Source organism: Methylophaga sp. UBA2012, from assembly GCF_002335235.1.
GTDB classification, from domain to species: domain Bacteria; phylum Pseudomonadota; class Gammaproteobacteria; order Nitrosococcales; family Methylophagaceae; genus Methylophaga; species Methylophaga thalassica.
Genome location: NZ_DDCG01000014.1, coordinates 142,673 through 166,489, shown reverse-complemented (window position 1 = coordinate 166,489; position 23,817 = coordinate 142,673). Strand labels below are relative to the sequence as shown.

The window sequence follows — 23,817 nt, the reverse complement described above, 5'->3', positions numbered from 1 at the left end:
ATACCACCGCCCAGTTTCTTGATGATTTTAGTCTGAGCCGCACCACCAACACGAGATACCGATAGACCCGCGTTAATCGCAGGACGGATACCTGAGTTGAATAAGTCAGTTTCTAGGAAGATCTGACCGTCAGTGATCGAAATTACGTTAGTCGGAACGAATGCAGAAACGTCACCCGCTTGTGTTTCGATGATTGGTAATGCGGTTAATGAACCTGTTTTACCAGTTACAGCACCGTTAGTTTCTTTTTCAACGTAGTCTGCGTTAACACGTGCAGCACGTTCTAACAGACGTGAGTGAAGGTAGAAAACGTCACCAGGATAAGCTTCACGACCAGGTGGACGACGTAACAACAGAGATACCTGACGGTATGCCCATGCTTGTTTAGTTAAGTCATCATAAATAATCAGAGCATCTTCACCTTTATCACGGAAGTACTCACCCATCGAGCAACCAGCATAAGGTGCAATAAATTGCAGCGCAGCAGAGTCTGATGCAGAAGCAGCAACGATGATAGTGTGATCTAAGGCACCGTGTTCTTCTAATTTACGCACAACGTTAGCAATAGAAGACGCTTTTTGACCAACAGCCACGTAGATACATTTAACGCCTGTACCTTTTTGGTTGATGATGGTGTCGATAGCAATCGCTGTTTTACCAGTTTGACGGTCACCGATAATCAGCTCACGCTGGCCACGACCGACTGGAATCATAGAGTCAACTGATTTCAAACCAGTTTGGATGGGTTGATCAACCGATTGACGAGCGATAACGCCAGGCGCTACTTTCTCAATTGGAGAAGAGCTTTCTGCATTGATATCACCTTTACCATCAATTGGTTTACCTAGTGAGTCAACAACACGACCTAACAGTGCTTCGCCTGTTGGTACTTCAAGAATACGACCAGTACATTTAACTTTGTCGCCTTCTGAAATGTGTTGGTAAGCACCCAGAATAACGGCACCTACTGAGTCACGCTCAAGGTTAAGGGCCATACCAAACGTGTTACCTGGGAATTCAAGCATTTCCCCTGACATCACATCTGCTAAGCCATGAATACGAACGATACCGTCGGTAACACCGACTACGGTACCTTCTGTACGCGCTTCAGTGGCCCCTTCAAAGCTTTCGATACGCTTTTTGATCAGGTCACTGATTTCTGCTGAATTCAGTTGCATCTCTGTTTCCTCTATAAACGGGCCGCTTATGTAATAGCGTTGGCCAGTCTGTTCAGTTTACCCACGGCAGAACCGTCGATTACCATATCGCCTGCTCGAATAATTGCACCACCCAGTAAGCTTTCATCAATGGTCGTGTTTAATGTAATGTCACGGCCCAGACGTGCTTTCAGAGCGGCAGAAATTTTTGCGGCCTGCTCTTCCGTCAAAGGACGTGCTGAAATTACATCAGCAGTCATTAATTTTTCAGCTTCTTCACGTAATGCTTCGAAGAGAACGGTAATATCTGTCAGTAATAACAGACGGTTATTTTCTGCCAACAACAACAGAAAGTTGCGTGCATCGGCTGTCATTGCATCGCCAGCAATCTCTGCCAACAAATCAACAGCCTGCTCGTCACTTACTGCAGGGCTAGTGATAATGGATTGCATTTCTGGTTCTAAAACACATTGTGCTAAAACCGCAAGCAGGTCAGACCACGCCTTCAACTCGCCTTTTTCCTGCGCGATAGAAAATACCGCGTTGGCATAGGGACGAGCGATGGTTATTGCTTCTGCCATCCTAACATTCCTCTAGATTTGGCTAACCAATTCGTCAAGCAAATCGGTGTGTGCCTTTTCATCAATTTCACGGCCGACAATTTTACTGGCACCTGCCAGCGCAATACTGCCAACTTGTGACTTCAACTCGTCACGAGCACGGTTTGCTTCCTGTTCAATCTCAGCTTTCGCCGCTGTCAGGATTCGCTCACCTTCAACACGGGCATTGTCTTTTGACTCGTCCACAATTTGATTACCACGTTTAGTTGCTTGAGCAACGATTTCATTCGCTTGCTCTTTCGCTTCGTGGATCACTTGCTGTGCACGTTTTTCAGCCAACTCTTGCTCATGTCTACCACGCTCTGCAGCTGCCAGACCGTCAGCAATTTTCTTTTTACGCTCTTCAAGCGCTTGCATGATAGGTGGCCATACATACTTCATGCAGAAGGCAATGAAGATCGCAAAAGCGATCATCTGGCCTATGATGGTTGCATTGATATTCATGCCTGTACCTCTAATTTATCGCTAATGGGAAGTTATAAATCTTAACCAGCCACTGCGAACAGAACGTACATAGCCAAACCAACAGCAATCATAGGTACCGCGTCAACCAGACCAGCAACTAGGAAGAACTGTGTACGTAACATTGGGACTAATTCAGGTTGGCGAGCAGCAGCTTCTAAGAAACGACCACCTAATAAACCAACACCAATAGCAGCACCCAGTGCGCCCAAGCCGATCATCAAAGCACCAGCAATATAAACTAAACCCATATCCATTTTTTTCTCCTACAAAAAAGTAAAGACTAAAAACAAAAAGTTAAAAACCCAACAAACATCAATGATGTTCTTGATGTGCCATATCCAGATATACCGTTGTCAGCACCATAAAGATAAATGCCTGTAACGTGATAATCAGAATATGGAAAATCGCCCAGCCGATCTGTAACAGACCAGCAAAAGATCCCATCACAATACCTGCGCTATACATAGTCGCAATCAGGATGAATACCATTTCACCGGCATACATATTGCCGAACAGTCGTAAACCTAATGAGAACGGTTTTGACAATAATGTAACGGTTTCCAGAATCAAGTTAATTGGCAGTGCCCATTTACCAAAAGGCTGGAAGGCTAATTCACCCAGGAAACCACCTGTACCCTTAATCTTAAAGCTGTAAAACAGCATTAAGGCAAACACTAACAGCGCCATGCCTAATGTGGCATTTGGATCAGTTGAAGGTACGATTTTAAAGAACACATGATGCGGATCTGCACCAAACATTGCCGCAGCACCTTGAGCCACCGCCATTGGAATCAAATCAACAGGCAGTAAGTCCATTAAGTTCATCAGGAATATCCAGACGAAAATGGTCAGAGCAAGAGGAGCTACAAGGTTATTTTTACCACCGGAGAAAGACCCTCTCACAGTGTCATCGATGAAGTCGATAATCATTTCAGCAAAGTTTTGCATGCCGGTAGGGATACCAGCAGAAGCTTTTTTAGCAGCGCTGCGGAAAAACCACATCATCAGTGCGCCTAATAGGAGAGACATAAACATCGTATCGACGTTAATTGCCCAGAATCCCATTTTAGCGGCTTCTTCTGCTGAGGCAGCAAAGCCCCAGTCGCCGTTCGGAGCCCAAACTCCAGGCTCAATTTGTACTTGTTTCTGACCAAACGTCAGATTCTGAAGGTGATGCTTGATATATTCTGATGTAGTAATTGTTTCACTAGCCATGTCGGTTTCAAGCCCGGTTAGTATGTCCCATAAACAACATCATCTGTGTCGCTGTAAAGCCAAGCATCAACGCTACAATATTCATCTCTAACAAAATAATGCCAGTGGTAAACATTACAATCGTATTCAGCCAGCGTTCAGCTACACATCTGTATGCTCTACTTAAATTTCTCTCGGCATCTGCTCTTGCAGTCTCCACTGCTCGCAGGATATGCCAAATCATCAAGAGCGTATTGATGATTGCAATGATGCTGCCAAAACCAGCCGCAATTGCGCTCTCAAAACCACTTGACCAAGAGGCGAAAAGTACAACTAGTGCCCACATGGCAACTTGCCACCACACAACACGTTTGAGTGGTTGCAATCTAGTTAACTGTTCCATTTTTTCCACTTGGATTTAGTCTTTGCGTTAAGCAAATCATGGCATTATATAGACGTATACTTAGCCGGGTCAACGACAATTATCGACTTCAATACGATATTCACTACTCGTATCAGGATACAGAATCCTGACTATTGGAACTAAGTTCTCAACTTAGATCATTGGCTATCCTAGCTATATCTTAATCTGTACTCAGATTGATCCATTTTCTAGGCAACTTCCTGTGTTAGTCTCGTTGGCAAAGCCAGTCCTTTCGGGGACAGTTTAAATTTCTCACAATGTGCCTGATAAAGTTTTTTCAGTTCTTCTTCACCCATCAGATTGCCAGCTTCATCACGATAACTGATATTTCCAGCCACTGGTTCACCCTGCCATCTTTTTTCAATGGCTGTACGCTCACTTTGTGTTTTGAACCAAGCAATGAACTCATTGGCTTTTGCCAGTAAACGATAACTTGATGCCCAGGCATTAACAGCCATCGTATAGTAATAGGGCTGATCCGCAATATTGCCAGGAATAATTTCAATCTTATTATACCATGGACTGGCCGGGTTCTTACTGGCCCAGTGATAAATTGGGAGATCGACGCCAAACGCATCTACAACAGCATCAGCAAGACAGTGATGTATTCTGGACTGATCGGAATAAGCAATTAAATTCTCTAACATTACCTTTCCATCAGGTTTATTTTCATTGCTGCTCCAGCGTATTCCCTTTTTATCTAATAATTCAACAGCAGCCGGGTCATTAATGATACCAAGGACTTTTCCATCCAAATCTTTGAGTCCATTGATCCTATTATCACCTTTACGTCTCGCTAAAACCCAATGGAGGTATGTGTAGGCTTCAGAATAAGCGACATTGTCATATTCAGCCGATGGCGGCAATGCACTAATCACAATATCTGCAGGTGGTTCACCAAATTTCTTTCCGGCGGTGAGTAATTCGGTACACATATCCCACGGTGCTTCAATAAATTCACACTCTACGCCGAGATATCTGGCAAATGCCTTAGCATAATCTATATCCAAGCCCTCAAGTGGTTCGCCTAATTTCTCGCGAAAAGATAAACCAACAAAATTGGGTTCAACAGCGACCCGTAATTTTCCACGGCTCAAAATATCATCCAGTTGATCGTGGGCTGCATCAGGCACCAGATACAATTTTTTTAAGGTATTATCAAAAGCCCCTATCGCTTTGTCGATATTGGCATTCTGAATATCGATCTCATCCAAACCTGAACTCATCTCTTCCACAACATCATTAATGATGCGGTTTTTACCCTTTATACGCTCCATGGAACCCGAACTTAAATCCAGCGTTTCAAAAATGACGGCCGTGTTATTCATAACAAGTCGGAGTTGATCACTGATTGATTGGAATAGCTGCGTTAATTGTGCCGTAGCAGCTTGTATGACCTCGACGAAATTGTCGAGCCGTTGTTTATTGGTCTGGCTGATATTTTGTAATTCATCGTTGACCACTGTGAAATCAAGCTGTTTAGCTGCTTGCTGAGCCTGTTCCATGGTCACAGAAGCAAGTCGTCTTACTTCATCGGCCACAACCGCAAACCCCCTGCCATGTTCTCCCGCTCTGGCAGCTTCAATCGCTGCGTTTAAGGCTAGCAAATTAACGCCTTTTCCGATTTCTAAAATACCGTCTAACACGTCAGTAACACTATGAGATTTTTCGGCAAGCGTCTGACTGATCTGCTCCATCGCTTCACTAACAGAAGTGTTTACCTCTTTCACTTCAACATCAATTTGTGACTGTAAAGCACCTACCGTTGAGTTTGAGCTATTTAGATAATCATTTGCCATATTCAGTTCAGCATCGAGCTTGCTTGTTCGCTGACTGATTTCAGATAAAAAGTTGTCTTGTACTTCCAAAGCACGAAAAATCTGGCGTGATAATTGTGATGTTTGAGAGCTGACTAACTGTAAAGCTCGGTAGAACCGTTTTTCATCTTCACTAAAAGCCACCTCTTCAACAGGGGCTTCCATCACTTGTGTATCTTCCAGTGACTGTTTAGAAGCAGGATTGCTAAGAATTCTTCTTAATAAACTCATTGGCTAATATTCCAAATACATGGGCATGTATTTGGTTTATGCAATAGCCAGTCCAATCCCTGGTTATATTTTCTAGACTTTAAAAATAGCTAATACCAATCAGTTAAACCATAAAAAAGTAAGCGCACACTCACCTTTGAGTCTCTAAATTTTAATGAATTTAGATATCAATCTTTTTTTGAGGATGAAATTATATTTAACAAGACTTATTGCTCATCAACCGTGGTTAACGCACCAGAGGAATGCAAAGTTTCATTTTTTGTGCATTCACTGAGTCAATTCAGAAAATAAGCAGCTTATGCACCGATTTGCTTCATCAGATTTTTTAACTCATCAATGTTGGCATAATCAAAAACAAGCTTACCTTTACCATTAGCTCGATGTTTTATGCTAATTCCTTTGCCTAACTTATTGGCAATTCGCTTTTCTAGCTCTTCGATATCCGCTTGCATGACAACTGGCTCAGCTTTTTTCTCTGGTGAAGGCTTTAGAATGCGTCTGATCAGCTGTTCTGTTTCTCTGACAGACAATACCTTTTCTACAATTTGCTTAGCCGCTTCTGATTGAACAGTACCTTCAAGCCCCAGTAAGGCTCGGGCATGACCCATCTCAATATCGCCATTTTCCAGCATACGTTTAACATCATCATTCAGATTACGTAATCGCAATAAATTAGTCACCGTAGCACGAGACTTACCAACCGCTTCAGCCGCCTGCTGATGGGTCATTTCAAACTCTTCACGCAAACGGAATAAAGCATTAGCTTCTTCCATCGGGTTGAGGTTTTCACGCTGAATATTTTCAATCAAGGCCATGGCAATGGCACTTCTGTCAGACACGTCACGAATTAATACGGGTACTTCCACAAGCCCCGCCATTCTAGACGCTCGCCAACGGCGTTCACCAGCCACTATTTCATATTTACCTTGACCGATAGGACGAACAACAATTGGCTGGACTAGTCCCTGAGCACGGATAGAGTCTGCCAGTTCTTCCAGAGACTCTTGAGACATATCAATACGTGGCTGATATTTGCCCGGTTGAATCATATCAAGAGGAAAATGTTGCAAACTATCATCTAGATTTGCGTTTTCTTCCTGATGAACATCTGCAAGCAAGGCATCTAGCCCTCGTCCCAAACCTCTTTTTTTACTCATTCTCTATCAACCTTGTCATTTAGCACTTTGCTTTTGTCGTCGCATAAATTCACTGGCTAGCGCCATGTAAGCAATCGACCCTCTAGAGGCCCGGTCATAATTCAATACAGGTAATCCATAACTCGGCGCTTCAGCTAACCTGACGTTTCTTGGAATAATCGAGTGAAAAACCTTTGCGTCAAAATGGCTAATCAATTGCCGAGAAACCTCATTGGCAAGATTATTCCGAGCATCAAACATGGTTCTTAATAATCCGGTGACTTCCAGATTGGGGTTGGCTCTCTGTTTTACCCTTTCAATCGTTTTCAGTAATGACGATAAACCTTCAAGAGCATAATATTCGCATTGAATCGGAATCAAAACACCCTGTGCTGCAACCAACGCATTGACGGTAAGCATACTCAATGAGGGCGGACAGTCAATCAGAATGTAATCATACTTATCACGTGTTGACTCAAGCGCAAGACGTAAACGATGCTCTCGCAGCTTAATCTCCAGTAACTCGACCTCAGCCGCCGTTAAATCAGCATTGGTTGGCATGACATCAAAGCCAATCTCATCGGGTCGAATAATGGCATCAACTGCACGCGCCTCAGCCATGATTACTTCATAACTGCTGTTTTCTATCTGATTTTTATCCAACCCGCATCCTGTTGTCGCATTTCCCTGCGGGTCAAGATCAATGAGCAAGACTTTTTTACCATAATCGGCCAGTGACGCTGCCAGATTAACTGTTGTGGTCGTTTTACCCACCCCTCCTTTCTGGTTGGTCACCGCAAAGATATCGCCCATACTTAGTCTTAATCCTTGATAAGTCTTACTAAATGTCTTTCACCATCACACTCAGGCACGTTTAAAGATATGACATCGTGCAAGTGAAAGTCTGTAGATTCAAATGCTAATTCTTCTTCTGGATAAGTGCCTTTCATCAGCACTAATCTGCCACCTTCTTCGCAATGAGAACCGGCAAGCTGAATAATGTCATCAATACTGGCAAATGCCCGAGCCGTGATAATAGCAAATTTAGGTAAAGATACCTGTTCTACACGCCCATGCACAACCGTGACATTATCTAAGGCAAGTTCTGCTTTGACTTGTTGTAAAAAACGCGTTTTTTTTGAGTTACTATCAAGTAAGGTGACCCGCGTTTGCGGTTGGCAGATAGCAACGGGCACACCAGGTAAGCCTCCTCCGGTCCCTACATCTAATAATGATGTTGATGTGATATAAGGCAAGACCGAGAGACTATCAATAATATGACGGGCCATCATTTGCTCAGGCTCGCGAATGGAAGTCAGGTTGTATACCTTGTTCCATTTATGTAACAACATCACGTAAGCGACAAGTTTCTGGCATTGTTCGTCGGCTAACGTTAGTCCAAGTAACTCACATCCACGGTCTAACTGGTTTAATAGACTTTGCTCAAGCATTAACTCGCTTCGCTCATTCCGCTACGCTTTAAATGCACTAATAATAGTGAGACTGCGGCGGGCGTCACGCCTGAAATTCGTGCAGCCTGACCTAAATTTCCTGGCCTTGCCTGTTCTAGTTTCTCACGAACTTCATTAGACAAACCACGAACGTTTTTATAGTCCATATCCAGTGGCAATTCTGTGTTCTCATGGCGTTGCAAACGTTCGATCTCATTTTGCTGACGATCAATGTAACCCGAATATTTAGCCTGGATCACCACCTGCTCAGCTACATCATCAGCAATATCCTGTTCCTCGCCCATCAAATCAAGCAGTCCTGCATAATCCACTTTCGGGCGTCGCAGTAATTCTTTTGCTGAAGCAACTTTATTCAGTTTCTCACCTAAGACTTGTTCAGCTCTTTCTTGATCCACTTTTTCCGGTACAAACTTATAGCTGTCCAAGCGGGCATTTTCTTTGGCGACAGCATCCTGCTTCTCATTGAATACCGCCCAGCGCTCGTCATCTACCAACCCAAGTTGACGGGCAATTGGTGTCAGGCGGATATCCGCATTGTCTTCGCGAAGCATCAAACGATATTCAGCGCGGCTGGTGAACATACGATAGGGCTCACGAGTACCCGATGTAATTAAATCATCAATCAGTACGCCCATATAGGCCTCATCACGACGCGGATACCACTGTTCTTCACCACGTGCCTGCAATCCCGCATTAAGACCTGCAATCAGACCTTGTGCACCAGCTTCTTCATAACCCGTTGTACCATTAATCTGACCAGCAAAAAATAATCCAGCCATGTGTTTGGTTTCTAACCAGGGATGTAAATCACGTGGGTCGAAGAAGTCATACTCAATCGCATAACCTGGTCTGGTAATGTGCGCATTTTCCAAACCTTTCATCGAACGGACAATTTCATATTGCACATCAAACGGCAGGCTTGTTGATATGCCGTTGGGATAGACTTCACCACATTCCAGACCTTCTGGCTCCAGGAAAATCTGATGGGACTGACGATCAGCAAAACGAACGACTTTATCTTCTATTGAAGGACAATAACGCGGGCCGATACCTTCAATCTCGCCGCTATACATAGGCGAGCGGTCCAGGTTATTTCTAATCACATCATGAGTACGTTCATTGGTATGCGTGATAAAACAAGAGATTTGTCGAGGATGATGCTCAGTTTTACCTAAGAAAGAAAAAACAGGGGTCGGTGTATCACCGGGTTGTTCGGTCAGTTCTGAGAAATTAATACTATTGATATCAATACGTGGTGGTGTACCGGTTTTTAAGCGATCAACTCTAAAAGGTAAAGCACGCAGGCGTTGGGATAAAGCAATGGAAGCAGGATCTCCAGCGCGACCACCTTGATGATGTTGTAAGCCAATATGAATTAAACCGCCAAGAAAAGTCCCCACAGTTAACACAACGGCTTTAGCAGAGAAGCGTAAACCCGCTTGTGTCACTACACCAACAACGCGATCATTTTCCACAACAAGATCATCGACTGGTTGCTGGAATATATATAGATTGGGTTGATTTTCCAGGTAAGCCCGCACTGCCGCTTTATAACGAATACGATCGGCCTGAGCACGTGTTGCTCTTACTGCGGGTCCTTTGCTGGAGTTCAATGTACGAAATTGAATACCCGCTCTATCAGCGGCTTTTGCCATAATCCCGCCCATGGCATCAATTTCTTTGACCAGATGACCTTTACCAATACCACCGATTGCCGGATTACAACTCATTTGCCCCAGTGTCTCGATGTTTTGCGTCAATAGTAGTGTCTTCACACCTTGACGTGCAGACGCTAAAGCCGCTTCAGTCCCGGCATGACCACCGCCAACAACGATGACCTCGTAATGATCCTGGAAACTCATATCACACCAACAATCTAAAAAATAAAGAGGGTAATTTTAACATGCTGTTAATAATGTTTGCCTATAATTCAAACGTTTATCTTACGAACCACTGAGGACATTATGGAAAAAAACCGTGGCATTAAGCGCTTACTCTTCGCTCTGGTCTATTCATGGCAAGGTCTGATCTCAGCCTTGAAACACGAAGAAGCCTTTCGTCAGGAGTTTTTTGCGTTTGTTTTTTTAACCGCTATCAGCTTTTATCTTGATGTCACCGCGGTCGAACGGTTACTGATGATTTCCAGTGTTGTTTTAGTGATGATCGTTGAAGTATTGAACTCGGCCATTGAAACTGTTGTTGATCGTGTCAGTACAGATAAACACAAATTATCTGGCCGAGCTAAAGACTATGGTTCTTTTGCTGTGTTAATGACCATCTTGATTGCTACTGCTACCTGGCTGACTATTTTGCTTTAGCATCCATTCTATAAGATGCCACCATTAATAAGATGCCAAACACAATCATCGGTAAACAGAGAATTTGGCCCATCGTTAACCAGTCAAACGCTAAATAGCCATACTGAGCATCAGGAATACGAACAAACTCGATGATAAAGCGGAAAAATCCATATCCCAGCAAGAACAAACCAGAAACCGCCGCTTTCGGTCTCGGTTTAGAAGAGAACCACCATAAAAGGATAAACAACAAGACACCTTCTAATGCCGCTTCATAAAGCTGTGAAGGATGTCTTGGTAATGGCCCTGCACCTGGAAAAATCATGGCCCAGGGTACATCACTGACTTTTCCCCATAATTCACCATTAATAAAGTTACCAATGCGACCGAACATCAAACCGATCGGTACCATCGGTGCAATAAAATCACTGATCTCAAAAAAAGATTTCCCGGTTTTTCTACCAAACCACCAAAAAGCTGTCAGCACACCCAGTAAACCACCATGGAACGACATACCGCCCTGCCAGATTTTGAATAGATTCAGTGGGTTTTCCAGGTTAGTCTGCAAGTCATAAAAAATGGCATAGCCTAAACGACCACCAATAATGACACCGACCGCACCATAAAAAAGTAAGTCTTCTAATTGTTGTCGGGTCCAGTCTGTTTTATTTACACGGTAAAGACCTAGCAACCACACAAACAAAAAACCAAATAGATACATCAACCCATACCAATGAATGTGCAGAGGGCCAATGCTTAAGGCGATAGGATCAATTTGGGGATACGTCATCTGTGTCACTCTATATAAAGTACAGCAATCATACCAATTCAGTGCATATAACGCGAAAGATAAAATCATTCCTGCACCATTTTGGACGCAGCGTCAAATTTATCGCACCAATTTGATCACAATCCTCATATTCATACTGTCAGCATACCTTCTATATATCTGTTTTATATAAAATTTGTAAAGTTGGCACATATTCTGCTCTTGTTGTTGTAGTCTGAATACAAAGTGTTGCAAAAGACCAACGCATGGATTCAAAAAAGACTAATAAACATTTTAAAACCGAGGAGTAACACCATAATGAAATTACGTACAATTTCGGCTCTTACACTAGCAGCATCATCAATGTTTGCTGCATCATCAGCAATGGCTTGGGAAAGTGAAGACGGTCAGCATTCAGTTAGTGCATCAGTAGGCTTATTTAGCGATTACATCTTCCGTGGTATTTCGTTGACAGACGAAGACCCAGCCATTCAAGGTAGCTTTGACTACTCGCATTCTTCTGGTTTATATGCAGGTACATGGGCATCAAACATTTCAACTGGTGCAGACAACAGTATTGAAATTGATCTTTATGCTGGTTTTGCTAACGAATTCGGTGACTCAGGTGTAGGCTACGATGTATCTGTTTTACGTTACACATACCCTGGCACAAGCGGTTCTGATGGTGACTACACTGAATTTCGTGGTTCTTTGTCATATAGCTACTTCACAGCAATGATCGGATATACAAGTGATATTCCTGATGGAAGTGGTCATGATGTTGATGAAGTGTATTACAACTTAGCATTTGACTATGAACTACCATACGGTATCGGCTTTAATGCTGCTGTTGGTTATACTGATTCTGAACGTAATGATTTCTCAAACAAAACCCCAGGCACAAACTTAGCCGATAGCTATGTTGACTACACAATCGGTCTGAGTAAACCATTTGTAGGCTTAGATTGGTCAATAGCTTATGTTGGAACCAACAGTGACGGTAAAGATTTTGAAGCTGGTGAAGGAACATCTGACGATCGCTTCGTAGCTAGCGTTAGTACATCATTCTAAACTTCTCACAACTACCCCCTCGATGTTGAGGGGGTAGGTTTTCTACAGAAGGAAATACGCTTATGAAACAAGTTGTAGCAATTATTAAGCCCTTCAAGCTTGATGATGTCAGAGAGTCTCTCTCCGAAATCGGTGTACAAGGATTGACCGTTTCTGAAGTAAAAGGTTTTGGACGTCAAAAAGGCCACACAGAGTTATATCGTGGTGCTGAGTATGTCGTTGATTTTTTACCTAAGTTGAAACTGGAGATCGCCGTTGATGACGATATCGTCGAACAAGTGATTGAAGCCATTATCAAAGGTGCTAACACTGGCAAAATTGGTGACGGTAAAATCTTTGTTTATCCATTAGAGCAAGTGGTCCGTATTCGCACAGGCGAAACCGGTCCTGATGCACTGTAAGCTTGGGGAGTAGATAATATGGAAAATCAAATTTTCGAACTCCAATATGCCATGGATACCTTTTACTTCTTAGTAATGGGTGCTCTTGTCATGTGGATGGCCGCCGGTTTCTCAATGTTAGAGGCAGGTCTGGTTCGTGCAAAAAATACGACTGAAATCTTAACCAAAAACGTGATGTTGTTTGCCATTGCATGTACAGCTTATCTGGTTGTTGGTTATGACATCATGTATGGTGGCGGCATCTTCCTTGCTGGAATCGATGGCGGTGAAACATTAGTTGCAGACGCTTTAGCTTCTTCTGCTGAAAATGGTTTTGATGGCGGCTCTGTTTACTCAGCTGCTTCAGACTTTTTCTTCCAAGTAGTTTTCGTTGCAACAGCCATGTCTATCGTCTCTGGTGCAGTTGCTGAACGTATGAAATTATGGGCATTCGCTGGTTTTGCTATCGTAATGACTGCATTTATTTACCCAATGGAAGGTTCATGGACTTGGGGTGGTAACGATGTCTTCGGTATGTACAACCTTGGTGACCTTGGTTTCTTAGACTTTGCTGGTTCAGGTATCGTGCATATGGCTGGTGCTGCTGCAGCACTTGCAGGCGTATTATTACTTGGTGCACGTAAAGGTAAATACGGTCCTAACGGTGAAATTAACCCAATCCCAGGTGCTAACCTGCCAATGGCAACATTAGGTACATTCATTTTATGGATGGGTTGGTTCGGTTTCAACGGCGGTTCTGTATTAAAACTGGGTGATATTGCCAGTGCAAACTCAGTTGCCATGGTATTCCTGAATACCAATGCTGCTGCAGCTGGTGGTGTTATCGCTGCCCTTATTGTGGCTAAAATCATGTTCGGTAAAGCCGACTTAACTATGATTCTTAATGGTGCATTAGCAGGTCTTGTTGCTATCACTGCAGGTCCTGATACTCCATCACCATTAATGGCGACTATCATCGGTGCTATCGGCGGTATCATCGTTGTCTTCTCAATCGTCTTCTTAGACAAACTGAAAATCGACGATCCTGTTGGTGCGATCTCTGTTCACGGTACCGTTGGTCTGTGGGGTCTGTTAGCAGTGCCTTTAACAAACAGTGATGCTTCATTCTCTGGTCAGTTGATTGGTGCAGCAACTATCTTTGTCTGGGTATTTGTTACCAGCTTGATCGTCTGGGGTATCCTAAAAGCTGTGATGGGTCTGCGTGTCTCTGAAGAAGAAGAGTACGAAGGCGTTGACTACGTTGAATGTGGTATGGAAGCGTACCCAGAGTTTACTAACACTGGCAAATAAGCCACTTAGGCAAACTCAATAAATAAAAAGGGCAAGTATTCATTACTTGCCCTTTTTTATTTTTGTGATATCAATAATAGCTACTGATGGTACTTTTCACTTAATCGATGTACAGAATCAACGAGTCTTGCCATATTCTCTGGGTTCACCGATGGGTGAATACCATGACCAAGGTTAAATACATGGCCTGTTCCGTTACCATAAGCTTCAAGAATCGTACTCACTTCTTGTTCAACACGATCGGGTGATGCATATAAAACGCATGGGTCCATATTGCCTTGTAACGTCACCTTATCACCGACACGCTGTCTTGCTGAACGAATATCTGTCGTCCAATCCAGTCCTAATCCATTCACACCGGTCTCAGCCATCCATTCCAGCCATTGGCCACCACCTTTGGTAAACAGGGTCACAGGAACTTCTCGCCCTTCAGATTCTTTAATCAAACCATTAACGATTTTGTCCATATAAGCTAATGAGAATGCTTTGTAATTCTCAGGACTTAATGTGCCGCCCCAGGTATCAAATAACATAATAGCTTGAGCACCCGCTTCAATTTGAGCGTTTAAATAGTCAATAACCGACTCAGCCAATACATTTAGTAAAGCATGCATTTGATCTGGTGCATCAAACATCATGCCTTTTACTTTTGCAAAGTCTTTACTGCTTCCACCTTCCACCATATAACACGCCAGAGTCCAAGGGCTGCCACTAAAACCGATAAGTGGTACTTTGCCATCGAGTTCTTTTCTGGTCAGACGTATCGCATCCATCACATAGCCAAGAGAATCTTCCATATCAGGTACTGCAAGATTAGCTATATCCTGTGCATTTTGAATTGTTTTAGAAAACTTTGGCCCTTCACCCGTGACAAAATGCAGTCCTAGACCCATCGCGTCAGGTACAGTTAAGATATCTGAAAAGATGATAGCGGCATCAAGGTCATAGCGTCTAAGTGGTTGTAAGGTAACTTCACAAGCCAATTCAGGGGTAGAACAAAGCGTCATAAAATTGCCCGCTTTTTGTCTGACTTCACGGTATTCAGGCAAATAACGACCAGCCTGACGCATGACCCAAACCGGGGTTTTATCTACCGGTTGCTTTTGTAATGCCCTGAGATAACGATCGTTTTTTAGACTGCTCACAATTGACTCCTGAATAGCTGAACCTATTTTTAAGAATGATAGATATAAAAAAGGCTTCATCATACAGGAAGCCCTATACCCGTATGAAAAAGCCTTATTGTTTAATGATGTAGATCAGTGATTATACGTCTAAGAAATCCAGAATACCTTCTGCAGCCTGCCGACCTTCCCACACAGCAGTAACAACCAGATCAGATCCACGTACCATATCACCACCGGCAAAAATCTTTGGGTTAGTTGTTTGGTACTTAATGGCTGCTTCAGCCGGTGCCACAACACGACCGCCATCATCAATCGAAATATTAAATTTCTCAAACCATGGTGCCGGGCTTGGACGGAAACCAAAAGCAATAACAACGGCATCAGCAGGAATAATTTCTTCACTACCAGGCACGGGCTCAGGACGACGACGACCTCGTTCATCAGCTTCGCCTAAAGCGGTGGTCACCACTTTAACGCCCTCTACTTTTCCATTACCCACAATTTCTACTGGTTGACGATTCCATAAAAACTGAACGCCTTCTTCACGTGCATTGTTTACTTCTCGGCGTGAACCCGGCATATTTTCTTCGTCACGACGGTAGGCACACGTTACACTTACAGCGTCTTGGCGGATAGAAGTACGGTTACAATCCATTGCGGTATCACCACCACCCAAGACCACAACTCGTTTGCCTTCCATTGATACATAATCATCTGTAGGGATATCCAACAAATGCTTGTTGTTCGCCACTAAGAAAGGCAGTGCTTCATAAACACCTGGCAAGTCTTCACCAGGAAAGCCGCCTTTCATGTAGGTATATGTTCCCATTCCCAGGAATACGGCGTCATATTCATCAATTAAATCTTGAAAATCAATGTCTTTCCCGACTTCCGTGTTCAAACGGAATTCAACACCCATACCTTCCAATACTTCACGACGGCGTTTAACAACTTGCTTTTCTAATTTAAACTCTGGAATACCAAAGGTAAGCAAACCACCGATTTCTGGGTAACGATCAAACACAACCGGTTTAACACCATTACGCACCAGCACATCAGCAGCGCCTAAACCTGCCGGACCTGCACCAATGATAGCTACACGTTTCCCGGTATCAGTCACATTAGACATGTCTGGTCGCCAGCCTTGTTCCAGGGCTGTATCGGTGATGTATTTTTCGACAGAACCGATAGTCACAGCACCAAAACCATCATTTAACGTACATGCACCTTCGCACAGACGGTCTTGAGGACAAACCCTGCCGCAAATCTCCGGCAAGGTATTAGTCGCATGAGATAGCTCAGCAGCTTCTTCTAAATTGCCTTCACTAACCAGTTTCAACCAGTTAGGAATATAGTTGTGAACAGGACATTTCCATTCACAGTAAGGATTACCACACTCTAAACAGCGGTCTGCTTGTTCTGCTGAAGAATCGGAGTCAAAACTGCCATAAATTTCGCCAAATTGTTTGATCCGAACGTCAGCATCAAGCTTCTTTGGGTCAAAACGCCCCACATCTAAAAACTGAAATGTATTTTTTGCCATAATTATTATCTTAGTCTCTGGACTTATGCCGCTTTAGTAGCAAGTTTTAACAAGCCATCGATTGCTGCTGCTTTAGGTTTAACTAACCAGAATTCTTTAATGCGTTGTTCAAACGCATCCAGCAATTGATGTCCCCACACACTACCTGTTTCACGGACATGATCTTCAATCATACCTTTGAGATAGAGTGATAACTCTGACATTTCAGGGCTGTCGATTCTAACTAGCTCGACTAGTTCTTTGTTATAACGCTCAGCAAACGTATTATCACTATCTAATACAAATGCGAGACCACCTGTCATACCAGCACCAAAGTTCAGCCCTGTTTCGCCTAATACAGCGACAACACCACCTGTCATGTACTCACAACCGTGGTCACCAACACCTTCTACTATGGCAGTGGCTCCTGAGTTACGAACAGCAAAACGTTCACCAGCACGACCTGCAGCATATAGCGCTCCACCTGTTGCACCATACAGACAAGTATTACCAATGATGCTGGCTTCCTGTGTTTCAAACTCACTTTCTGGCGAAGGATAAATGACAATCTTACCGTCAGCCATACCTTTACCAACGTAGTCATTGGCGTCACCTTCCAGATACATTTCAAGACCACCGGCGTTGAATACACCAAAGCTTTGACCTGCAGACCCAGTCAATTTCAGGCGAATAGGTTTATCGGCCATGCCATAGTTGCCATAAAGCTTGGCAATTTCACCCGATAAGCGCGCACCGATAGAACGGTTAACATTACGTACCTGGTAGCTAAACTCACCGCCTGTTTTATTAACAATGGTTTCTTTAATATCCGCCACCATTTGTTCAGCCAGTTCACCTTTATCATAAGGTTCATTTTTAGGCTCTAGACAGAACTGCGGTTTGTCAGCCGGTACACCTGCAGATGACAACAACGGAGCCAGATTCAGGCTATGTTGTTTGCTTGTCTCACCTGGTAATAACTCCAGTAAGTCAGTACGACCAATTAAGTCCTGTAGGCTTACTACACCTAATTTAGCTAACCATTCTTGTGTTTCACGAGCAACAAACTGGAAGTAGTTCATTACCATTTGTGGTAAGCCAATAAAGTGCTGTGTACGCAGCTTTTCATTTTGAGTTGCAACACCAGTTGCACAGTTATTCAAGTGACAGATTCGTAAGTATTTACAACCCAGTGCCACCATTGGTCCTGTACCAAAGCCAAAGCTTTCGGCACCTAAAATCGCCGCTTTAATCACATCCAGACCCGTTTTCAAACCGCCATCTGTTTGCAAACGGACTTTGTCACGAAGGTCATTAGCACGCAATGTCTGATGTGCTTCACTCAGACCTAATTCCCAAGGTCCACCAGCATATTTCACTGAGGTCAGCGGGCTTGCACCAGTACCACCGTCATAACCAGAAATAGTAATCAGGTCAGCATAGGCCTTGGCCACACCAGCAGCGACGGTACCCACACCCGCCTGTGATACAAGCTTCACAGAGACCAGCGCATCTGGATTGACCTGTTTTAAGTCAAAAATCAATTGCGCAAGATCTTCAATTGAATAAATATCATGATGCGGTGGCGGTGAAATCAATGTCACACCCGGCACTGAGTGGCGTAATGTGGCAATCATTTGATTAACTTTACCACCAGGCAACTGTCCACCTTCACCGGGTTTAGCCCCTTGCGCTACTTTGATCTGCAGCACTTCTGCATTAACCAGGTAGTGAGGCGTTACACCAAAGCGACCTGAAGCAATCTGTTTGATTTTTGAAACGCGTTCATTACCAAAACGATCCGGATCTTCACCACCCTCACCAGAGTTTGAACGGCCACCCAGTCTGTTCATTGCCACAGCAAGGGCTTCATGTGCTTCTGGAGATAATGCACCCAGTGACATACCCGCACTATCAAATCGTTTCAGGATATTGCTGATATCTTCAACCTGATTCAATTCAAGTGGTTTGTCAGCCAGTTTGACCTTCATTAAGTCGCGTAACACCATTGGTGAACGATCATTAACCAGTTCGGCATAGGCTTTATAATCATCGTAGTTACCACCTTGAACCGCTTTTTGTAAGGTCGCAATAACGTCTGGATTGTAGGCGTGATATTCACCACCATGAATAAACTTGAGCAAACCGCCCTGACCACGTTTTTTACGTTGATTCCAAGCCAGTTTTGCCAGTTTTTCATCGTCTGTTTGAAGGTCAGCAAAAGTCGAACCACTGACGCGACTAGTGGTGGCTGTAAAGCATTTATCAACGATACTATCGTTTAAACCAACCACTTCAAACAACTGGGCGCCACGATAACTTGCAATCGTGGAAATACCCATTTTTGAGGTAATTTTAAATAAGCCTTTATTGATACCTTTACGGTAACGGCGACACAGTTCTGCACGATCCAAGTCTCTAATTTCATTGGTATGAATCATGTCGTTCAGGCAAGCGTAGGCAAGATATGGATAAATCGCCGTCGCACCATAACCTAATAAGGTACCGAAATGATGTGGATCACGTGCTGTTGCCGTTTCTACAATGACATTAGCGTCACAACGTAAGCCAGCTTGAATCAGACGCTGATGCACCGCACCCGTTGCTAATAAAGCATGAATTGGCAATTTATCTTTGGCAATATCACGATCACTCAGCACAATCACGACTGTACCGTCAGCAACAGCTTTAATCGCTTTATCACAAAGCTCATCTATAGCTGCTTCAAGACCGACAGCAGGATCATAGTTCAAAGATAAGATGATTGACTCGTATTCAGCATTGTCCTTACCCATTGCCAATAACTGGCGGAACTGGCTTTCAGACAATACAGGTGATTCAACCACAACACGTTGTGCATGGTCTTCACCTTCTTCAAACATATTGCGTTCTTCACCGAAACACGTTTCCAGTGACATGACAATATTTTCGCGAAGTGGATCAATAGGTGGATTGGTAACTTGCGCGAACTGTTGGCGGAAGTAGTCATAAACCGAACGGACTTGTTTGGATAAAACAGGGAACGGGGTATCGTCGCCCATTGAACCAATCGCTTCCTGACCGGCTTCACCTAAAACACGGATGACCTGATCGCGCTCTTCAAACGTGATATTGAATAACTTTTCATAAACCTGATATTCATCACCTTCAAGTGTTGGACCAGTTTCATCATCAGCCGCATCAGACAATCTTTGCAGATTATTTTCTAACCATTGACGATATGGCTGAGCAGTTTTCAGCATGTTATCGATGTCTTCCGGCATCAATAACTCACCTGTTTGTGTATCAACAGCCAGCATTTGCCCAGGTTTCAAACGACCTTTAGCAATAACATCTTCTGGTTCATATTTGTAAACACCAACTTCAGAAGCCAGTGTGATATGACGATCTTTAGTGATTATGTAGCGCGCTGGACGTAGGCCATTTCTATCCAAGGTACAGGCGGCATAACGACCGTCGGTAGTTACTACACCAGCAGGACCATCCCATGGCTCCATGTGCATTGAGTTGTAGTCATAAAATGCTTTTAAATCAGCATCCATGGTTGGATCATTTTGCCACGCAGGTGGAATGATCAAACGCATCGCACGGAATAAACTAACGCCACCTGCTAATAGAGCTTCCAGCATATTATCCATACTGGATGAGTCTGAACCCGAAGTGCCGACTAATGGACGAATGTCATCCATATTCTCAATCAGTGAAGTGGCAAACTTGGCACCACGTGCCAGAGCCCAGTTACGATTACCCTGTACCGTATTGATCTCACCATTATGAGCAAGGTAACGGAAAGGTTGGGCAAGTCGCCATTGCGGCCAGGTATTGGTTGAGAAACGTTGATGGAAAACAGCCACAGACGTTTCCATGCGTTTGTCATTCAAATCTTTATAAAATACCGGCAGGTACGACGGCATTACCAGACCTTTGTACGAGACAACATGCGAAGACAAAGTCGGGATGTAGAAGTCGCTGTCATCTGCCACGGCTTTTTCAGCAAGACGGCGAGCAATATAGAGTTGACGTTCAAAATCAGCTTCAGACATGCCTTCGCCAGCATTTACAAAAACCTGACGCATCACAGGTAGTGACGTCAATGCTTGTTGGCCACAGGCTGATTCAGGATCTACCGGCACGTCTCGCCAGCCAAGAACCTCTAATCCCTGCTTAGCTAAGTTCTGAGCAACAGCTTTTTGCGCAAATTCCGCTTTCGCTTCATCTTGCGAAAGAAAAACCATACCCACTGCATATAAAGCAGATAAGTTATAGCCGAGCTCTTCTGCAATGGCTTTGAAAAAGCTATCTGGCTTCTTCAGCAGTAAACCACAGCCATCTCCCGTTTTTCCGTCAGCACCAATAGCGCCGCGATGGGTAAGATTACCTAAGGCTTCAATTGCTGTTTCGATTAACCAATGACTAGCTTTATCGTCCATCTGGGCGATTAGGCCAAAACCACAGTTATCACGTTCAAATTGCGGTCTATAGAGACCTTGATTCATTTCTGTTGGCTGACTCACGTCACGTACCTTCATATTAGTTAGCGCCGTCACTGCTCACCCGTCGGATAGCCCGGCGGTATTCGGAAATCATCTTCGAGGAGCGTTGACCAAATACGGCAGAAAGGATCATCTATTATAACGATGGATACCTTGCCATTCAATTATTACGATACCTTCCTTGGCAAAATATGAGCGTTAAATTTTCCTATTTTCAATAAAATAGCTAAAATGCACTGTTTTTGACGAGAACAACGGAACGATCATGGACAAACCCTTAATCGGTGTCGTCATGGGCAGCAACAGTGACTGGCCCGTTATGCAAAAAGCAGTTGAGCAACTAGAGGCATTTGGCATCAGCTATGAAGCCAAAGTTGTTTCGGCTCATCGTACGCCAGACTTATTGACGGAATACGCAGAAACGGCCCAACAGCGGGGACTTGCTTGCATTATAGCAGGTGCAGGTGGCGCAGCGCACTTACCTGGTATGCTTGCCGCTAGTACTATCGTTCCTGTTTTAGGTGTTCCAGTCCCATCCAAGTATCTTAAAGGTCAAGACTCACTGTTATCCATTGTACAGATGCCTAAAGGCGTTCCCGTCGCCACATTTGCGATTGGTGAAGCTGGCGCAGCTAACGCGGCATTGTTTGCTATCGCCCAACTCGCCGTGAATGATGCTCATCTGGCAGCGAAACTGGATGCGTTTCGCAAAAAACAACACCAAACTGTTGTTGAGATGACCCTCCCCCCTCAATAATACATGGATGAATAAAGCCTGTTGATTAGTTTTTAATCAATATCAAACGCTAATTACCCATAGACAAATCAAATACAACGCTTATTTTCGACTCGCTAACATTAATATAGAGGTCAATGATGAATACACAGATTTTACCCGGTTCAACATTAGGTATGCTGGGTGGAGGTCAACTTGGCCGCATGTTTACCTCTGCTGCTCAAATCATGGGCTATAAGGTTGTGGTTCTCGATCCCGATCCACAAAGTCCGGCTGGTGTTATTGCTGATCAGCATATCTGTGCTGCTTACGATGATGAAAAAGCATTAGATGATATGGCAAAGCTCTGTACTGCCATCACTACCGAATTTGAGAACATTCCTGCGCAAACATTAGCTTTTCTTGAGCAAAAAACCATTGTTCATCCATCATCCAAAGCCTTAGCTTCAACGCAAAACCGTAATGTTGAGAAAAACTTCATCGACTCTCTCGGTATTCAAACAGCGCCTTTTTTCGCCATCCGTCAGCAACAAGATATCGCAGAAGCTGAAAAAGTCATTGGTTTTCCAGCTATCCTGAAAGTAGCGACCTTTGGTTACGATGGCAAAGGCCAAATCCCCTGCAAAACGATTGAAGATGTTTACGCCGGATTTGAAGCACTAGGTGAAAAAGAGTGTGTTTTAGAACAACGAATTGATTTGGACAAAGAGATCTCCGTGGTTCTGGCCAGAAGTCAAACCGGCACCATTATTAATTTTCCAGTTGCAGAAAATGTCCATGTGAATGGTATCTTGCATACAACGACAGTCCCCACCTCCGTCAATGCTGAACAAGCGCAAAAGGCCATTCAAATGGCGAATGATATTGCTAAAGGGCTAGGTTACGTGGGCACTATGGCTGTAGAGTTTTTTGTCAGTCAATCAGGCGAAATCATTGCTAATGAAATAGCGCCCCGTCCTCATAATTCTGGTCATTACACACTTGATGCCTGCCATACATCACAATTTGAACAACAAGTTCGTATGTTATGCGGCTTACCCGCCGGAGATTGTGATCTGCTCACCCCAGTCGTCATGGTGAACTTATTAGGTGATGTATGGGGCAACAGCCAGCCTCACTGGGAAACATTACTATCAGAAGCAAATATCAAACTGCATTTATATGGTAAACAAGAAGCACGACCTGGTCGTAAAATGGGACACTTCAATGTTCTGGCTGAAACAGTTGATCAAGCCATGCAACAAGCCGAAACTTGTTTTGAAAAATTAAAAGCAGATTGATTTGACGACTAAATATAATCATATTTCCATCAGTTACTGTACACAGTGTCGCTGGTTATTGAGAGCCAGCTGGATGGCCCAGGAACTATTAACAACATTTGATGATGAAATCACTTCACTGACATTGATCCCGGCAACAGGTGGTCTTTTCGAAGTGCGAGCGAATGATGAACTACTGTGGTCACGAAAAGAACAAGGCCGCTTTCCTGAGATTACAGAGTTAAAGCAACTGGTGCGTGATATCATCGCTCCTGATAGGTCTTTGGGCCATAGTGATAAGAAACCAAGCTCTGATAATCAATCCTAAGACGAGGT

Annotated in this window: 22 protein-coding genes; 7 read left to right on the top strand and 15 right to left on the bottom strand. The window is 43.8% G+C overall.

From position 1 onward, the window contains the following. From atpA to mnmG, 11 genes are all read right to left on the bottom strand, one after another. The coding region (gene atpA / locus B2248_RS11440) for a F0F1 ATP synthase subunit alpha (RefSeq protein WP_286723082.1) at positions 1-1,178 on the bottom strand (1,178 nt) is incomplete at its 3' end. 26 nt (positions 1,179-1,204) lie between these two features. Continuing rightward, on the bottom strand, positions 1,205-1,738 hold the full coding sequence (locus B2248_RS11435) for a F0F1 ATP synthase subunit delta (RefSeq protein ID WP_007144164.1): 534 nt from the start codon (positions 1,736-1,738) through the stop codon (positions 1,205-1,207). A gap of 12 nt (positions 1,739-1,750) precedes the next feature. Next, positions 1,751-2,221: a F0F1 ATP synthase subunit B gene (locus B2248_RS11430; RefSeq protein ID WP_007144165.1), complete on the bottom strand. Its 471-nt coding sequence runs from the start codon at positions 2,219-2,221 to the stop codon at positions 1,751-1,753. Positions 2,222-2,262: 41 nt separating this feature from the next. After that, positions 2,263-2,496, bottom strand: a complete 234-nt coding sequence (gene atpE, locus B2248_RS11425; RefSeq protein WP_007144166.1) for a F0F1 ATP synthase subunit C — start codon at positions 2,494-2,496, stop codon at positions 2,263-2,265. Between the two features lie 58 nt (positions 2,497-2,554). Continuing rightward, entirely contained in the window at positions 2,555-3,457 is a 903-nt protein-coding gene (gene atpB / locus B2248_RS11420; RefSeq protein ID WP_273179318.1) for a F0F1 ATP synthase subunit A, read from the bottom strand. Positions 3,458-3,464: 7 nt separating this feature from the next. Then, positions 3,465-3,839, bottom strand: coding sequence for an ATP synthase subunit I (locus B2248_RS11415; RefSeq protein ID WP_007144168.1), 375 nt, complete (start codon positions 3,837-3,839; stop codon positions 3,465-3,467). 209 nt (positions 3,840-4,048) lie between these two features. Beyond that, complete coding sequence (locus B2248_RS11410) at positions 4,049-5,908, bottom strand: methyl-accepting chemotaxis protein (RefSeq protein ID WP_273179315.1); 1,860 nt, start codon at positions 5,906-5,908, stop codon at positions 4,049-4,051. 296 nt (positions 5,909-6,204) lie between these two features. Then, a complete protein-coding gene (locus B2248_RS11405; protein ID WP_273179313.1) occupies positions 6,205-7,065 on the bottom strand; it encodes a ParB/RepB/Spo0J family partition protein in 861 nt (286 codons plus the stop codon). A 15-nt stretch (positions 7,066-7,080) separates the two neighbouring features. Beyond that, positions 7,081-7,857: a ParA family protein gene (locus B2248_RS11400; RefSeq protein WP_007144171.1), complete on the bottom strand. Its 777-nt coding sequence runs from the start codon at positions 7,855-7,857 to the stop codon at positions 7,081-7,083. 8 nt (positions 7,858-7,865) lie between these two features. Beyond that, on the bottom strand, positions 7,866-8,495 hold the full coding sequence (gene rsmG, locus B2248_RS11395) for a 16S rRNA (guanine(527)-N(7))-methyltransferase RsmG (RefSeq protein WP_273179311.1): 630 nt from the start codon (positions 8,493-8,495) through the stop codon (positions 7,866-7,868). Continuing rightward, positions 8,495-10,378, bottom strand: coding sequence for a tRNA uridine-5-carboxymethylaminomethyl(34) synthesis enzyme MnmG (gene mnmG, locus B2248_RS11390; protein ID WP_007144173.1), 1,884 nt, complete (start codon positions 10,376-10,378; stop codon positions 8,495-8,497). Before mnmG ends, rsmG begins: the two co-directional genes overlap by 1 nt. 102 nt (positions 10,379-10,480) lie before the next feature. Between mnmG and B2248_RS11385 the strand changes: the two genes are divergently transcribed. Beyond that, positions 10,481-10,834, top strand: coding sequence for a diacylglycerol kinase (locus tag B2248_RS11385; RefSeq protein ID WP_007144174.1), 354 nt, complete (start codon positions 10,481-10,483; stop codon positions 10,832-10,834). On the opposite strand, the gene lgt is transcribed toward B2248_RS11385, so the two are convergent. Then, complete coding sequence (lgt, locus tag B2248_RS11380) at positions 10,821-11,603, bottom strand: prolipoprotein diacylglyceryl transferase (protein WP_273179309.1); 783 nt, start codon at positions 11,601-11,603, stop codon at positions 10,821-10,823. The genes B2248_RS11385 and lgt overlap by 14 nt on opposite strands. A 297-nt stretch (positions 11,604-11,900) precedes the next feature. On the opposite strand from lgt, the gene B2248_RS11375 reads away from it, so the two are divergent. The 3 genes from B2248_RS11375 (at position 11,901) to B2248_RS11365 (ending at position 14,344) form a co-directional block, all read left to right on the top strand. Further along, on the top strand, positions 11,901-12,653 hold the full coding sequence (locus B2248_RS11375) for a TorF family putative porin (protein ID WP_273179306.1): 753 nt from the start codon (positions 11,901-11,903) through the stop codon (positions 12,651-12,653). A gap of 62 nt (positions 12,654-12,715) precedes the next feature. Then, entirely contained in the window at positions 12,716-13,054 is a 339-nt protein-coding gene (locus B2248_RS11370; RefSeq protein ID WP_007144177.1) for a P-II family nitrogen regulator, read from the top strand. An 18-nt stretch (positions 13,055-13,072) separates the two neighbouring features. Further along, positions 13,073-14,344, top strand: a complete 1,272-nt coding sequence (locus B2248_RS11365) for an ammonium transporter (RefSeq protein ID WP_273179304.1) — start codon at positions 13,073-13,075, stop codon at positions 14,342-14,344. Positions 14,345-14,424: 80 nt separating this feature from the next. Here B2248_RS11365 and hemE read toward each other — a convergent pair whose 3' ends face one another. From hemE to gltB, 3 genes are all read right to left on the bottom strand, one after another. Then, positions 14,425-15,489, bottom strand: coding sequence for a uroporphyrinogen decarboxylase (gene hemE / locus B2248_RS11360; RefSeq protein ID WP_273179302.1), 1,065 nt, complete (start codon positions 15,487-15,489; stop codon positions 14,425-14,427). A 121-nt stretch (positions 15,490-15,610) separates the two neighbouring features. Beyond that, positions 15,611-17,014, bottom strand: coding sequence for an FAD-dependent oxidoreductase (locus tag B2248_RS11355; RefSeq protein ID WP_273179300.1), 1,404 nt, complete (start codon positions 17,012-17,014; stop codon positions 15,611-15,613). A gap of 23 nt (positions 17,015-17,037) precedes the next feature. Then, positions 17,038-21,522 carry a glutamate synthase large subunit gene (gene gltB, locus B2248_RS11350; protein WP_273179298.1) on the bottom strand — a complete coding sequence of 1,495 codons (4,485 nt, stop codon included), beginning with the start codon at positions 21,520-21,522 and terminating at the stop codon, positions 17,038-17,040. 229 nt (positions 21,523-21,751) lie between these two features. Here gltB and purE point away from each other — a divergent pair, with 229 nt between their 5' ends. The 3 genes from purE to B2248_RS11335 all read left to right on the top strand — a co-directional run bounded on the left by purE (position 21,752) and on the right by B2248_RS11335 (position 23,809). Continuing rightward, a complete protein-coding gene (purE, locus tag B2248_RS11345) occupies positions 21,752-22,243 on the top strand; it encodes a 5-(carboxyamino)imidazole ribonucleotide mutase (RefSeq protein ID WP_007144183.1) in 492 nt (163 codons plus the stop codon). Positions 22,244-22,362: 119 nt separating this feature from the next. Beyond that, positions 22,363-23,502: a 5-(carboxyamino)imidazole ribonucleotide synthase gene (locus B2248_RS11340; RefSeq protein WP_273179296.1), complete on the top strand. Its 1,140-nt coding sequence runs from the start codon at positions 22,363-22,365 to the stop codon at positions 23,500-23,502. Between the two features lies 1 nt (position 23,503). Then, positions 23,504-23,809 carry a SelT/SelW/SelH family protein gene (locus tag B2248_RS11335; RefSeq protein ID WP_273179294.1) on the top strand — a complete coding sequence of 102 codons (306 nt, stop codon included), beginning with the start codon at positions 23,504-23,506 and terminating at the stop codon, positions 23,807-23,809. The last annotated feature ends 8 nt before the right edge of the window (positions 23,810-23,817 follow it).

Coding starts and splice junctions, on each gene's coding strand:
- atpE (WP_007144166.1), bottom strand. CDS start 2,496: ATGGATATGGGTTTAGTTTATATTGCTGGTGCTTTGATGATCGGCTTG.
- B2248_RS11355 (WP_273179300.1), bottom strand. CDS start 17,014: ATGGCAAAAAATACATTTCAGTTTTTAGATGTGGGGCGTTTTGACCCA.
- B2248_RS11405 (WP_273179313.1), bottom strand. CDS start 7,065: ATGAGTAAAAAAAGAGGTTTGGGACGAGGGCTAGATGCCTTGCTTGCA.
- purE (WP_007144183.1), top strand. CDS start 21,752: ATGGACAAACCCTTAATCGGTGTCGTCATGGGCAGCAACAGTGACTGG.
- B2248_RS11435 (WP_007144164.1), bottom strand. CDS start 1,738: ATGGCAGAAGCAATAACCATCGCTCGTCCCTATGCCAACGCGGTATTT.
- mnmG (WP_007144173.1), bottom strand. CDS start 10,378: ATGAGTTTCCAGGATCATTACGAGGTCATCGTTGTTGGCGGTGGTCAT.
- B2248_RS11415 (WP_007144168.1), bottom strand. CDS start 3,839: ATGGAACAGTTAACTAGATTGCAACCACTCAAACGTGTTGTGTGGTGG.
- atpB (WP_273179318.1), bottom strand. CDS start 3,457: ATGGCTAGTGAAACAATTACTACATCAGAATATATCAAGCATCACCTT.
- B2248_RS11375 (WP_273179306.1), top strand. CDS start 11,901: ATGAAATTACGTACAATTTCGGCTCTTACACTAGCAGCATCATCAATG.
- B2248_RS11410 (WP_273179315.1), bottom strand. CDS start 5,908: ATGAGTTTATTAAGAAGAATTCTTAGCAATCCTGCTTCTAAACAGTCA.
- lgt (WP_273179309.1), bottom strand. CDS start 11,603: ATGACGTATCCCCAAATTGATCCTATCGCCTTAAGCATTGGCCCTCTG.
- B2248_RS11370 (WP_007144177.1), top strand. CDS start 12,716: ATGAAACAAGTTGTAGCAATTATTAAGCCCTTCAAGCTTGATGATGTC.
- B2248_RS11400 (WP_007144171.1), bottom strand. CDS start 7,857: ATGGGCGATATCTTTGCGGTGACCAACCAGAAAGGAGGGGTGGGTAAA.
- B2248_RS11340 (WP_273179296.1), top strand. CDS start 22,363: ATGAATACACAGATTTTACCCGGTTCAACATTAGGTATGCTGGGTGGA.
- rsmG (WP_273179311.1), bottom strand. CDS start 8,495: ATGCTTGAGCAAAGTCTATTAAACCAGTTAGACCGTGGATGTGAGTTA.
- B2248_RS11430 (WP_007144165.1), bottom strand. CDS start 2,221: ATGAATATCAATGCAACCATCATAGGCCAGATGATCGCTTTTGCGATC.
- gltB (WP_273179298.1), bottom strand. CDS start 21,522: ATGAAGGTACGTGACGTGAGTCAGCCAACAGAAATGAATCAAGGTCTC.
- B2248_RS11385 (WP_007144174.1), top strand. CDS start 10,481: ATGGAAAAAAACCGTGGCATTAAGCGCTTACTCTTCGCTCTGGTCTAT.
- B2248_RS11365 (WP_273179304.1), top strand. CDS start 13,073: ATGGAAAATCAAATTTTCGAACTCCAATATGCCATGGATACCTTTTAC.